Below are 14,258 nucleotides of genomic sequence, written 5' to 3' on the forward strand. Positions count from 1 at the left end.
TGAGAATCTTAGCAATAACTTAGTTCAATTATTCCCACTCACTAGATGAGAAGTAACATTTAACACACTGAAATTCTAACCATCAGCCATCCTATGCCTATCCATCAGCACAATTAATCGCGGGATCGCTTGCTGTATTCTTCACAGTTTGTTACAAAAGTACAAAGAACTTCTAGAGACTAAAAACCACATGTTCGGCGGACTTACTGGTTTACAAAATCCTAAAGGCACAGATTGGGGAGAGCGGATGCTCAACACGGTCGCCAGCCAAACGATTCGCCACTTGTTTACGCAAAGCGAGTCAGTAGAAGTCTCTGTGCGCTGCTATCCCTCCAGCAAACTGTTGCAAGGCAGCATTGATAGCTTCAAAATGAGCGGTCGTGGCTTGGTGATTCGGAGAGATTTCGCGGTAGAGGAGATGTCTTTTGAAACTGATGCGGTGGCTATTGACTTCGGCTCGGTTTTAAGTGGCAAACTCAGTCTCAAGCAACCTACTCAAGCGATCGCCCAAGTAATTTTATCAGAAGCAGGCATTAACCAAGCCTTTAACGCGGAACTGGTGAAAAAGCGCCTGCTTAACCTCACCATACCATCACTGACAGAATTATCTGGCGGTGAACCAGTCTCCTTTACGGAAGTCCAGGTACAGCTATTGCCAGAAAATCGCTTACAGCTTCTAGCAAAAGCAGATTTAAATAATGGCGAACTCGTTCCCCTGAGCATGAGTCTAGCTTTAGGCATTGAAAGGCGGCGGCGAGTTTCTTTCAAAGATCCAAAAATCGAACTCGACCAAGTGCCAGAAGCTCAACGCGAAATCTCGCAAACCTTGAGTGTGGCGTTGGTAGAAATTTTAGATAATATGGTCGATTTGGATCGTTTTGACCTCGACGGAGTGAAAATGCGGCTCAACCGATTAGAAACTGAAGGTCAAAAACTTATTTTCAGTGGATATGCTGAAATTGAGCGTATCCCACATAGCGCTTGATATGAAATTCTCACGTAAACAAGCTAAGTAAAGTTTTTTCAAGGTGGGTTCAATGAACCTCTCCAAGTCTTAAACTAAAGTTCAAGTTTCTCTCGCCCGTCGGAGAGAGACTGTTCTACTTGGTAAAATCTCTTAGCGGTCTTTTGATTCGGCTAATTAGACGGACACTATATGAATCGAATTCACGTTTTTTTAGCGTCTTTGCATGAAGCTCTAATACAAAATTAAATACCGCCTAAATCGTTTTAGGCGGTATTGTAAATCTTTGGGTTTTAAAAAGAGTTAGAGTTAAGGGCTATTGATTATAGGTTGTAAGCAATTCTTATCCATCATCGATCGCTCCTAACTCTTAAATCTCTATCTTCCTACGCCTACATATTGGAATCCAGCGCGTATCATTGCTTCGGGGTCAAGGAAGTTACGACCATCGATGATAACGGGATGGGCCATCAATTTTGCCATCTTCACATAGTCGAGAGTGCTGAACTGCTGCCATTCGGTGACCAGTACTAAAGCATCGCAGCCATCAGCAAGTCTTTCGGCATCGGTTTCTACTAGCACGCCGGAAAGCCCGTGACGTAGACCTGTTTGGGAAACAATGGGGTCGTAGGCTTTGACTTTGGCTCCGAGTCGGTTTAGCTGCTCAATTAGGTTGAGTGCTGGGGCGTCGCGCAAGTCGTCGGTATCTGGCTTGAAGGTCAGTCCGAGTAGCCCGACTGTTTTACCTTTAAGGATTTTCAGAACTTGTTGGAGTTTCTCCAAAGCAATCAACCGCTGGCGTTCGTTGACACTGACAGCAGCTTTGAGTAATTGGGCTTCATAGCCATAATCATCAGCAGTGTGAATCAGAGCGGAGACATCTTTAGGAAAGCAAGAACCACCCCAACCAATACCAGCTTGTAAAAATTTGTTACCAATGCGAGAGTCTAGACCGATGCCTCTGGCTACTTCGGTGACATCAGCACCGACGCGATCGCAAATATTAGCAACTTCGTTAATGAAACTAATCTTAGTGGCTAAAAAGGCATTAGCGGCGTATTTAATCATCTCCGCCGAACTTAGGTCTGTTGCCAGAATTGGCACAGGGGGCAAAGATTGATCCTCTGCGTACTTGCGTTCCACAATTGGGGCATACAATTGTTGCATTAAGGCTACTGCCCTTTGACTATTGCCTCCTAGTACAATGCGATCGGGGTTGAAGGTGTCGTGAACTGCCGAACCTTCGCGCAAAAACTCTGGATTGCTGATGACATCAAACTGGGCTGTAACCTCAGGTAATTTCTCATCACTTGGCACTCCACCTGCGGGGATCAGTGTTTTTTGCCGTTCAGCAATCCCATCTAAAACAAGCATCCGCACCCAGTCACCTGAGCCAATGGGTACTGTAGATTTATTCACTATGACTTTATAACCACCGTTGAGATTTTCCCCAATCCCACGAGCTACAGCTTCGACGTAACGAGTATCACTTTCACCAGTTGGTAAAGGTGGCGTTCCCACAGCAATAAAAAGAATTTCTCCGTGGGAAACTCCAGCAGCTAGATCGCTGGTAAAATGAATCTTCTCTGTTTGAATCGCAGACTGGATAATTTCTGAGAGTCCCGGTTCAAAAATTGGGGACTGCCCAGACTTCATTAACTTAACTTTTTCTTCGTTGTTGTCTACGCAAATTACATCATGCCCAATATGAGCCAAGCAAGCACCTGTAACTAAACCAACGTAACCAGTACCAATCACGCAAACACGCATTTTTTAACTCCTCACTTTTTTGGGTTAGTCTTCAAAAAGAAGTTCTCAATATGACACTTACACACTGACAGTCAACTCAGCCACTAACAACTCAGCCACTAAGCATACTAGCTACCGATAGGGTGAGCCTGCATGGAAATTTAGAGCAACGCTAGGCGGCACTCAGGTGGTTGAATTATTCACATCGCTTTGAATGCGATCGCTAAAATCTTCTATTGTTAGTTTTAACCCTTCTTGCAGAGCAATGGTAGGTTCCCAATTTAACCAAGTTTTTGCCTTTGTGATATCAGGCTGGCGACGTCGGGGATCGTCTGAAGGTAGTGGCTCGAACTTAATCTGCGCGTCTGGGTTAATCAAGTTTTGCACAGCTTCTGCCAATTGTAAAATCGTATATTCACCAGGATTGCCCAGGTTGACTGGCCCAATGTATTCGCTATTCATTAAGCGGATAAATCCTTCTACCAAATCGGAAACGTAGCAGAAACTACGAGTTTGCGAACCATCACCGTACACGGTCAAAGGATTACCCCGCAAGGCTTGAACGATAAAGTTGCTCACCACCCGACCATCGTTTTCTAACATTCTCGGCCCGTAGGTGTTGAATATCCGAACAACTCGAATATCAACTTTATTTTGCCTATAGTAATCAAATGCTAGAGTCTCAGCAATTCTTTTACCTTCGTCGTAGCACGAACGTATGCCAATGGGATTGACGCTACCCCTATACTCTTCGGGTTGGGGATGAACTTCTGGATCTCCGTATACCTCACTAGTTGAAGCTAAGAAAAACCTAGCTTTCACACGTTTAGCCAGCCCCAACATATTCAGCGTTCCCATTACGTTAGTTTTAACGGTTTTAACTGGGTTGTATTGGTAATGTACTGGGGAAGCAGGACAAGCTAAATGATAAATCTGATCCACTTCTAACCGAATTGGTTCGGTAATATCGTGGCGGATCAGTTCAAAGTACGGGTGGCCTAACCATTTAAGGATGTTGCGTTTGTGACCAGTGTAAAAATTATCCAAGCATATTATTTCATGCCCATCGGTCATTAGTCGGTCGATGAGATGGGAACCAATAAACCCAGCACCGCCCGTCACCAAAATTCTCATAGTTTCCCAGTTACTTACAAATATTTTCAGTAGCTATTGCACTTACTTTTAGATTACCCAGCTTGGAGACAAAAATACAAAACGAGAAAAAAGAACAATACTCAATCAAAAAAGCTTGTTGAACTTACTTATTTTTCTACGGATGTAGTTTTGTAATATTTTGACCTTTTTGCTTAAGAATTTAATTAGCAAAATAACAAACTTAGTCTCAAAATTGTCAGTCTTCCACCTAAAGTTCATCAAATCTTCAAAAAGATAAAGTGTTTTACGGTTACTACTGTTCTCAATTGCATACAAAACAGTAGCGATTAGGTTGAAACTCCTCCAATTTCAAGGTCTCGCGATTATCCATATTTTTGTAATAGTCAAGTTGTGTCGCCTTTGCAAACATTCCGCCCCGCACTTGAGTGCAAAGACCCATACCATTCCACAAAATTTGTGCTACAAATACATAGATTTTTAGGGACATACATCTGTACATCCCTACAGCCGATCGATTTGTTACAAAGATTTTTTTTTGTGAATGCGATGTCTTTGGCGGGCTATGCTAACGCGACCCAAGCCCACTCATGTGGACTGAAATCTGCCTTATATCATACAGCAGATGTAATGGTGGTAGCCGTGTTAGATATTACTACATTTGTGGTTTGGGTGCGTTGCGGTTCTCCAAGCATGACAATGGAGCAGGTGAGTTGTCTGGCTAACTGAGTTGTGACATCGCTAATGGCTAACCCTCCAGGGCTGGTACGATTACGTGTAAAAGGTAAAACGACTAAATCATATAATCGTGCTGCCTGCAAAATTGCTTGGGCAACATTTTCATGAGCAATAATTTGAATTTCTGGGGCATTGGTCAAAGCTAATTTAGATACCAATAAGGAGAGATGCGATCGCCTCCAAGCAATTTTACTGGAACTAGTGCGGCGATCGCACACATTCAGCACAGTAATGTGGCTCTGATTTGCTTCTGCCAGCATCTGGGCAAATTGTACAGGCTGTAATGTCGGCGCTGTTAAATTTTCTACTGGTACTAAGATGCGCTGAATTTTTTTCGGTGATTCTACTAAACGTGTCACCGCTACTGGACAATGGGATGCCCAAAGCACACCATCAATCACATTCCCAAATAAACGCGCTCGCAACCCAGTCCGTTTACCCCAACCCATAACAATTAAATTAGCCTTTTGTTCGCGAGCTGCTCTGCTAATTCCTTGAGCAAAGTCATCATCAATTCGCAGCACTGGTTCTGCGGGCACACCCAATACTCGACTTTGTGCGGTGGCTTTGGTCAATAACCGCTCACTCCGTTGTAGAGACGCTTCTAGCTGCGGTGCGTCCATGTGAGCAGCAGCAGTAGCGATCGCCAGGGGTATAATTTTACCCTGAGACTGACGCGCTAATAACGCCGCCATTTCAATCAAATACTGCTCAGTCTGAGGATTATAAACAGGTACGATTATAGTAAAAGCGCTGTCTGTCCTTGGTGCGTTTTGGTCAGGTAGGGGTGGTGCTGGATCTTCGGCTGGTGAGGAAGTCAAACCAACAGCTATTCTACTGGTCATCAACGGCCCCAAGGTTGATGTGACAACCATTAAGACAATGACGCTGTGTAATACTTCTAGCGGCAGCAACCCAGCCCGATATCCCACTAACGTAGCTGCTAACGTTGTACTAACCTGGGGAAGCGATAGCGACCACATCGTCAGGATTTCTTGCCAGTTATAACGGTAAACCAGTTTTGTCAACAAAGCTACGCTCAATTTACTGACAATCAAACCGACTATCATCAACAGCGTTAACTTGAGCGTGTCCAGGTTGTTCGCTAAGGCAGGTAGATCGATCAGTAAGCCAAGGTCAACAAAGAAAATGGGAATAAATAGCACACTGCCAATAAATACCACCTTTTCTTTGACTGGGCCTTCACCGACAGCTTCATTCACCGCCAAACCCGCTAAAAAAGCACCAACAATTTTTTCTACTCCCATCAATTGAGCGCCCACAGCTGCCAGAAACACAGAAAGCAACACAAACAAAAACTTGTTTCCTTCGTCGTCTCCAGACCGCTTGAAAAATTCTTTGCCTGCCCAATCAAAGCCTGTAACAACGGCAACAGAGTAAATAATTAACCAACCCGACAAGGTAAGTAGTTTAGCCAAGCTGAATTCTCCAGCATGAGCGACGGCTACACAAACGGCTAATATCAGCACTGCGCCAATATCTGTAAAAATCGTAGCTCCAATGGTGACAGTAACAGCTTCGTTGTTTAGCACTCCCAAACGACTGATTATGGGATATGCCAAAAGGGTATAGGAAGCGAATAAAGAGCTAATTAAGATTGAAGTATTCCAGCCATAGCCTAAAATCAGCCCTACTAAGGTTCCCATCACCAGCGGTACACAGAAAGTCAAGCTAGCAAACCCAAAGGCGCGACTTTTTTGCCGACGAAACTGTTCTAAATCGACTTCTAACCCGGCGACAAACAGCAAGTAAATTAAGCCAATGTCTGATAGCAGGTTAATCATCGGCGAGTCAGACTGAAATAAATTCCAGCCTGAGGGCCCAAGTACTAGCCCTGAAAAAACCAAACCCACTAATCCTGGTAATCTTAGCCGCTCAAACATGATGGGTATAACTAAGATGACCACCAGCAAAATAGCAAAGGGAACAATTGGTTCCTTGCCAAGAACTTGGGAAGTTGGTTCCAGAACAAGAACTTGTGATATGAGTTCCATAGGTAGGAATTGAAGGGGCTATGGTAAAACTGCGATTACCTTGGGGGCGATCGCCCGATCGATATAAATTGGAGAAGCCACCTGAGGAAAAATCAAAAATCCTAATTTACACTAGCTAGGCAATTGTTTAAGAACTAACTACCTACGGGTGGATTTGACTCAAAATGAATCGCAAGCGATCGTAGTCGTCTTTAAGTAGCACACTCAGGCTACGTCCAGCTTTAATTAGCCATTCTCGGTCAGCTTTGCGTAACTGGTATATATCTCGAATGGCTGCTGCGGTCAAAGACTCTATTGGCGCACCATTGATACAAAGCAGTGTCCGCAAGAAATCGAGTTCTTCAGTAAATTTAACGATCGCTTCTGGTTCACACCGATAAACAGCTTGATGAATTTGCGGAGGACGGGGTGGTAGATACTGATATACTCTTTGGTTATAACTTTGATTTTGCGAAGATAGTTCAAATCCCACGATCGCAGCCCGGAATTCAGTTCTGAGCATGGCAAATATCTGGGGTTGTTCCTCCCGTAAGTCTTGCAAGGACAACCCCAAAGCTCTGGCCCGGTGTACGGAATCTATGGGCATAGTTGTAGCATAATACACCACAGCATAAATCTGATTGCCAGATTCTTCATCCACAGAACAGACCCAACTACCAAAGGGTGGCATGGAGGGAAAGCTCAAGTCTTCAGGTTCCAAACACTGAGCCAAAAATTCGGTACTAGTAGTTTCAATCACCTCCGCAATGTGGTTGGGATGGCGATCGCCAGTAGCAAACTGTGGTAAGGGGAGGCGCATAGTAATTTAGTCATTAGTCATTAGTCATTGGTCATTAGTCACTTGTACTGAGCTTTGCCTCTGGCGCAGCCTAAGAAGAGAAGTATTAGTTTTTGCCAAACGGCAAAGGACAAATAACTAATGACTAATGACTAATCTTATTTGGCTTTTTTACGTCCGGCTGTGGTCTCTACGAGTTCCAATTCGCTCAGGCGGAAGGTAACTAATTTATCCCAGTTACCACCTTCAAATAATACGGCTACTTTGCCATCACTCACGCGTTGCACGAGTCCTTCGTAGCGATAATAGGTATCTGCGGGATTCTTGACGCGAACAGTTGCTCCAGGCAGGATCATGTTTTTAGCCTCGCTTGTTTCCTTTTAATAGCTTAATACTTGTTAATAGTCATTTGTCATTAGTCATTGGTGAGCCAGCGCGATCTTGGGGGTTTCCCCCATGAGTGACTGGCGTTAGCGCAGCGTTAGCGAGGAACGAGCGTCACCCGTAAGGGTCATTAGCAAAGAACATAGACGCGCCAGCGGCTTCCCGCAGGGTAGGACAAATGACTAATGACGAATCAATAATACTTCTGTCTTTGTCGAAAATTTGCTACCGATTCTACTATTCCCAAGGAAATGAAGTTAGTCAGCATAGCAGAACGCCCATAACTCATCCAAGGTAGGGGAATGCCTGCCACAGGCGCTAAACCAACAGTCATACCAACGTTGACAATCACCTGAAACACGATCATGGATAAAATGCCAATAGCCAACAAAGAACCAAAGTTATCTTTGGCGGTTTGGGCAATATGCAGTAGACGGAAGCAAATTAAGCAGAAGACAAACAGCACTACCAAACAACCAACAAAACCGAATTCTTCTCCGACTGCGGAGAAAATAAAGTCTGTATGCTGTTCAGGTACGAAATTTAGTTGCGTCATTGGCCCCTTAAACAGACCCCATCCCCAAATTTCACCAGCACCAATAGCAATGCGAGATTGGATTAAGTGATACCCAGCACCGAGTGGATCGTGATCGGGGTTCATGAATACAGTTAGCCGATCTTTTTGATACTCTTTCAATACATGGTTCCAGGCAAAGACTCCTAATTCGCCACCCAGTATATTCAGAGTCCACGCACCGATAGCACCTAAACCAAATCGACGCCAGGGAAGAGTTTGCCAGCCGACAATAGCCATCGCAACTGACCAAATTAGCCCTAATGGCCCAAAAGATAGTTCTTTAAATAAAACTATCGGCTCTGATAAAGGCCAAGATATACTAAACAAAATGGCGGCAACCACAGGAGAAATCATCAGAATTAACCAGCCTGGGTTAGCATTTGCCCAGTAAAGCATTCCTAAGACGATCGCACCAAATACCAGTGATGTTGCTAAATCTGGCTGTAAAAATACCAGTCCCCAAGGTATGGCGGTGATTGCCAGAACCCGGAAAACACCTTCGAGGCTAGAAGCAGTGCGTCTGTGTAGCAAAGCTGCTAAGGTGATAATCATGCCGATTTTGGCAAATTCTGAGGGTTGCACGTTAAAGCCAGCGATACTAATCCACCGTTGCGCCCCTTTGGCACTAGTACCAGCAATCATCACGGCGATTAAGCTAAAGTTCGTTAGTGTGTATGTTACCCAGTGCCACTGCATCAAGAGTTCGTAACGGGTGCGAGATAAAAACAGCGCTATAAGCACGCCGATACCCGCTACCATCCAGTGCCACCACCAGTCAGTTACTGGCTGCTTCAGTTCCGTGCTGAGGATCATGATGCCACCAAAGATGCTGACAGCAACCGGCAAACAAAATAGTAGCCAATCTACATACTGCCAGGGCTTAACCCAAGACTTCCAGCGAATTTTGGGGAGCGATCGTTTTAACAACATTGTGCCAGTTTAGACTTTAGCTTTGAGATTTTAAATTTAAGTGTTGGGGCATGGGGAAGCCAGCGCGGTCTTCTCTACGAAACGCTAGGCGTTGGCGGAGCCTCTCGCAGAGAAGAGGGTTTACCCTATGAATAACTGCCCGTCGGCTGTTCGCTCTTAGCGTTCCCGCAGGGTAGCAAGTGGCGTCATAGGGCATCGGGCATTGGACAATATATTAATAGTTCTTTTTGCCTTGCTCCCCCATCTCCCTTGTCCTTCCTTAATACCCAGTCTCTAGTATTCCCAAGCTATAGCTCAGGAAGTAGATGGAAATTAAAATTTATTATGTCAGGGCAGCAACTGATACTTTACCAGCAATGGTAAGAGCGATCGCTGTTAATGCCTTTGCCGAAGCCGAATCTGGATCGCCAACGACTATTGGCACACCACTGTCACCACCAACTCGCGTGGAAATCTCTAGCGGTACGCACCCCAACAGTGGCACTCCCAATTCGGCAGCTGTTTTGGAGCCACCACCGGAACCAAAGATGTCATACTGCTTATCTGGTTGGTCGGGCGGTATAAAATAGCTCATATTTTCCACAATCCCCAATACCGGAACATTCATCTGCTGGAACATCCGCAATCCTTTGCGAGAATCTAGCAGGGCTACAGTCTGCGGCGTGGTGACAATTACTGCTCCAGCCATCGGCACTGCTTGGGTCAAAGTTAACTGGGCATCTCCAGTTCCCGGTGGCATATCTACAATCAAATAGTCTAGTTCTCCCCATTCAACTTGATAGAGAAACTGGCGAATTACACCATTGAGCATAGGCCCCCGCCAAATTACTGGTTGATCTCGGTCAATCAAAAAGCCCATTGAAACTAATTTGACGCCGTGATTAAAAGCAGGTTCCAGGATTTCACCTGTTTCACTGGAACGGACAGTAATTTGGGCATCAGCCAGACCTAGCATGGTGGGGTCATTGGGGCCATATATATCAGCATCTAGCAAGCCGACTTTCGCCCCAGTTTGAGCTAGAGCCACTGCGACATTTACCGCCACTGTACTTTTACCAACGCCACCTTTGCCGCTGGAAACAGCAATGATATTTTTCACCCCAGAAATCCCAGTGCGGTCGGGCAAACTTTTTTGCTGCGGTGTTTCTGCTGTCACTTCTATGCTTACATCTGTAACGCCTGGGAGCTTTTTGACAGCTTTCTGACAGTCTTCAACGATAAATTCGCGTAAAGGACAAGCAGGAGTGGTCAACACCAAAGTGAAACTAACCTTGCCAGCGTCAATTTTGACGTTGCGAATCATATTCAGTTCTACCAGACTTTTGCGGAGTTCTGGGTCTTCCACTGGTCGCAACACTTCTAAGACAGAACGGGAGTCGAGGACATCGTACATAAAAAATTCAAAATTCAAATTTGAAAATGAAGAAATACACTCGTGGCCAACATCTTAGCTATTAACTGGATGCTTTCTTAAGCAAGATCGGCTTAGTGTTATTACTGTTACTGCCGTAATAAAACTTAGCAAATTGCATTATCACCTAAATAGAATCTTATCTTTCTTTAGGGATTAGTTATTGGATATTGAGTATGGGGCATAGGGGATTGGGCATTGGGGAAAACTTTTCTTTGTCCCCTCAGTCCCCAGTCGCCAATCCCTTATTACCTAAAAATCAAAACAACTGTCATTAAGGGATTTTTTCTTACCAGACACCTTTGGCAATGCCGTCTTTTCTACTGCCTCTACTAAAGACCTTGCTACGCGGTCTGCATAAGGACGGGATAAAGACCAAATCAGGGGCGATAACCAACCTCGTAGCGTTACAGAATAAGACAGACAAGTACCACAAACCGTTGACTCTACTTGGTAAGTCACCCGTTCCTCTATCCCAGGAATTGCCAGCACTCGGATACTCAGCATCTCTCTATCATTGACGCGCTCTACAAAAATCCGGATGGGAATCGGCGAAAAGCGTGTTACAGCATGAAAAATCAATCCTGGTTTGGGTACTAATCCGTAGGGGACATTAGTACTCTTAAGTAGCGGATGCCAGGAAACATCTGTTAAGTCAGCCACTTTTTGCCACAGTTCATCTACAGAAGCAGAACTAATCTCTCGATACGTCCGCACCAGAGAAGCGCAAAACCGACGACGTTTGCGGTGGATGAATTTGGATAACCAATCTTGCATTTTCCTAATCCTCCTCCTGCCTAGACACTTTCTGGTAACTCTGATATGGTATGCAACTAAGCTCAACCCTTAAACTAAAACTTTCTCAAAGATGCCCTAAACATAGCAAGCCTCTATAACCTAGAGATAGGGCAAATAGATTTTGAGCAGATCGGTTAAACCCTTGCTAACTCAAGGTTACGACTAAAATATAGTGTTTATACCAGAATATTCCAATTAATAATTTCAAAAAAAGCTCATTCAATATACAAGCCTATACGCATTTGAGGGAAAATAACTCTAGTGATGCCCATCAATCGTATAAATGCTTAACCAGTAAGAAAAAAGCGGGTTGGGCAAATAGAGCTTGATTGTTGGCGCGTGTTTCCCTCAAATTTTAAAATGAAAAATTTGTGGCTTTCTGGAAATTGTAATTTAGGTTCGGGAATCTATGTTGACCAACTCGCAAACACCAACTGTAACAGCAGAATCATCCAAGTCTTTGCCAGCGGCTGACGCTCAGACTAGAGTCAGTCAGTTTATGAAACAACTGCAAGACGAAATTACCGAATCATTAGCAGAACTAGATGGTGGGGGCAAGTTTCTCGAAGATAGTTGGGAACGTCCAGAAGGAGGTGGAGGGCGATCGCGCGTGCTGCGAGAAGGTGCAATATTTGAACAAGCTGGTGTAAATTTTTCTGAAGTTTGGGGTTCCCATTTGCCAGCCTCAATTTTAACCCAACGCCCTGAAGCCGCAGGGCATGGCTTTTATGCTACGGGTACTTCAATGGTATTACATCCTCACAATCCTTATGTGCCCACAGTTCATCTAAATTATCGCTACTTTGAAGCGGGGCCAGTGTGGTGGTTTGGTGGCGGACTTGACTTGACGCCCTATTACCCCTTTGCAGAAGATGCGGCACATTTACACAAAACGTTAAAACAGGCTTGCGACCAACACCACCCAGAGTATTACCCAGTGTTTAAGCGGTGGTGTGATGAATATTTCTACCTCAAGCATCGTGACGAGACACGGGGTGTAGGTGGTCTGTTTTTTGATTACCAAGATGGAGAGGGTGCTTTATATCGCGGGCCAAATCCTAATGGGGAAGCGGCTATTTATAGCAACCAGGTGGGAACACCAGAAACCCGCAATTGGGAAGATTTGTTTGCCTTTGTGCAAGACTGTGGCAGAGCATTTTTACCAGCCTACGTACCAATTGTAGAACGGCGGCATGGGATAGAATATGGCGATCGCCAACGGAATTTTCAACTCTACCGCCGGGGACGGTATGTAGAATTTAACTTGGTTTATGACCGAGGCACTATTTTTGGTCTGCAAACCAACGGACGCACTGAATCAATTCTCATGTCCCTGCCACCTCTAGTGCGCTGGGAATACGGCTATCAGCCAGAACCCAATTCCCCTGAAGCCGAATTGTATGAAACTTTCCTTAAGCCTCAAGATTGGATCAACTGGACATCCAGCCAGTAGTGCTGAGTGCTGTTTTGAAAATCGAGCATAGAGCATAGGGCATAGGGCATTTGGTTTTCCCTCTGCTCCTTGCTTCCCCATTTCCGGCATTTCAACTTGGTACTCAGCACTATTTTGGTGAGTTAAACTACTAAAGGTAAGCACTTAGCAGAAAAAGGTGACAATTTTAGCTATAGCTTGTTAATCTCAAGTGACAGCATTAGAAAATTCTGTAACTAGTTAATCTTAAGAGGAATGCCACGGGGAGGGCTTGAGTGATTCATATAGACCAAAAAACTTATACAACCCAAGACGGAAACACCGTTATTGTCCTGACACCAGCAGGTCGCCTAGACATTACTACTGCTTGGCAATTTCGCCTGAAGTTACAGGAGTGTATTTCCAAACTCAGTCATCATGTAGTTGTAAATCTGGCTCAGGTGAATTTTATTGATAGTTCTGGTCTGACATCTTTGGTAGCTGGAATGCGTGATGCTGATAAAGTCAAGGGTAGTTTCCGCATTTGCAATGTACATCCAGAAGCCAAACTCGTGTTTGAAGTGACAATGATGGATACTGTGTTTGAAATTTTTGAAACAGAAGAGGAAGCTTTAGAAGGTGTACCTCGTAGCATTGCCAGCTGAAAAAGAGTTAGGAGTTTGGAGTAGAGACGCGATTAATCGCGTCTCTACAGGAGTTAATTCCAAATTCATAACTCATGACTTATAAGTTTATGTTATTGAATACTGATTTCGCTTGGTGTAGCGATAAGGCCCCATAATTGCTCCCCAAGTTGCTTTTCCAGTTGCTGGATCGATTCCTTTGTCGTAGCTGTGAAATTCTGCCGCAGTGGCTTCAAATCCCAAGGAAACATACACGCTCTTGTCAAGATAAGTAAAGCTGCAACGACTCTCTGGTAGTGGGGTAGCGGTAAACTTATAGCGATCGCCAGCTAGTGTTTCTTGGGTAACTGTTAGGATACAACCTGGTAGTAAATCTAATTGTTCGGGTGTCAGTGTGTTCAGTAGAGCAGGATTATTGCCTGCGCCTATTAATGCACCTGGATATTGAGGCATGTAGTATTGTACTTCCAAAGATGTCTCATTGCTACCCTGACGCAACCGCATAATTCGCTGGCGGTAAGGTTTATCTAGCTTAAGAACGTTAGCCTGTTCGGCAAACAGGGTGATGCTATCTTCTGCGAACAGATTAATTGGTCTTTGCCACAGCCGGAGGTGGACATACCAAATTGGTTCTCCTATGGCTTGTTCCTGATTATCAAATTCACCAGCTAGATACTCACCTAAAGCAATTAATTGTGGCGAAAAGTTCATAAATGCGATAAACAAATCATTAAAAATAAATATTT

12 protein-coding genes are annotated in these 14,258 nt (G+C 44.5%); 3 read left to right on the top strand and 9 right to left on the bottom strand.

Annotation, left to right across the window (positions count from 1 at the left end; translation table 11 throughout):
• The first annotated feature begins 190 nt into the window (after positions 1-190).
• On the top strand, positions 191-985 hold the full coding sequence (locus tag V7L01_RS26010) for an LmeA family phospholipid-binding protein (RefSeq protein ID WP_335039902.1): 795 nt from the start codon (positions 191-193) through the stop codon (positions 983-985).
• Between the two features lie 357 nt (positions 986-1,342).
• On the opposite strand, the gene V7L01_RS26015 is transcribed toward V7L01_RS26010, so the two are convergent.
• From V7L01_RS26015 to V7L01_RS26050, 8 genes are all read right to left on the bottom strand, one after another.
• A complete protein-coding gene (locus V7L01_RS26015; protein WP_335039904.1) occupies positions 1,343-2,734 on the bottom strand; it encodes a UDP-glucose dehydrogenase family protein in 1,392 nt (463 codons plus the stop codon).
• A 162-nt stretch (positions 2,735-2,896) separates the two neighbouring features.
• Entirely contained in the window at positions 2,897-3,847 is a 951-nt protein-coding gene (locus V7L01_RS26020; RefSeq protein ID WP_335039907.1) for a UDP-glucuronic acid decarboxylase family protein, read from the bottom strand.
• A 593-nt stretch (positions 3,848-4,440) separates the two neighbouring features.
• A complete protein-coding gene (locus V7L01_RS26025; protein ID WP_335039909.1) occupies positions 4,441-6,579 on the bottom strand; it encodes a cation:proton antiporter domain-containing protein in 2,139 nt (712 codons plus the stop codon).
• 142 nt (positions 6,580-6,721) lie between these two features.
• Positions 6,722-7,378, bottom strand: coding sequence for an HAS-barrel domain-containing protein (locus V7L01_RS26030; protein WP_335039912.1), 657 nt, complete (start codon positions 7,376-7,378; stop codon positions 6,722-6,724).
• Between the two features lie 137 nt (positions 7,379-7,515).
• The gene (locus tag V7L01_RS26035) at positions 7,516-7,713 is read right to left on the bottom strand and encodes an NAD(P)H dehydrogenase subunit NdhS (RefSeq protein WP_094351697.1); all 198 of its coding nucleotides are present in this window, start codon (positions 7,711-7,713) and stop codon (positions 7,516-7,518) included.
• Positions 7,714-7,934: 221 nt separating this feature from the next.
• On the bottom strand, positions 7,935-9,248 hold the full coding sequence (gene rodA / locus V7L01_RS26040; RefSeq protein ID WP_335039914.1) for a rod shape-determining protein RodA: 1,314 nt from the start codon (positions 9,246-9,248) through the stop codon (positions 7,935-7,937).
• Between the two features lie 322 nt (positions 9,249-9,570).
• A complete protein-coding gene (locus tag V7L01_RS26045; protein ID WP_335039916.1) occupies positions 9,571-10,641 on the bottom strand; it encodes an Mrp/NBP35 family ATP-binding protein in 1,071 nt (356 codons plus the stop codon).
• Between the two features lie 270 nt (positions 10,642-10,911).
• The gene (locus V7L01_RS26050) at positions 10,912-11,436 is read right to left on the bottom strand and encodes an SRPBCC family protein (RefSeq protein ID WP_335039917.1); all 525 of its coding nucleotides are present in this window, start codon (positions 11,434-11,436) and stop codon (positions 10,912-10,914) included.
• Between the two features lie 430 nt (positions 11,437-11,866).
• Here V7L01_RS26050 and hemF point away from each other — a divergent pair, with 430 nt between their 5' ends.
• Positions 11,867-12,910: an oxygen-dependent coproporphyrinogen oxidase gene (hemF, locus tag V7L01_RS26055; protein WP_335039919.1), complete on the top strand. Its 1,044-nt coding sequence runs from the start codon at positions 11,867-11,869 to the stop codon at positions 12,908-12,910.
• A gap of 254 nt (positions 12,911-13,164) precedes the next feature.
• Positions 13,165-13,533 carry an STAS domain-containing protein gene (locus V7L01_RS26060; RefSeq protein ID WP_335039921.1) on the top strand — a complete coding sequence of 123 codons (369 nt, stop codon included), beginning with the start codon at positions 13,165-13,167 and terminating at the stop codon, positions 13,531-13,533.
• 87 nt (positions 13,534-13,620) lie between these two features.
• On the opposite strand, the gene V7L01_RS26065 is transcribed toward V7L01_RS26060, so the two are convergent.
• Positions 13,621-14,223, bottom strand: coding sequence for a chromophore lyase CpcT/CpeT (locus V7L01_RS26065; protein WP_335039923.1), 603 nt, complete (start codon positions 14,221-14,223; stop codon positions 13,621-13,623).
• Positions 14,224-14,258 lie beyond the last annotated feature (35 nt).

This window comes from Nostoc sp., from assembly GCF_036917095.1.
Lineage (GTDB): Bacteria > Cyanobacteriota > Cyanobacteriia > Cyanobacteriales > Nostocaceae > Nostoc.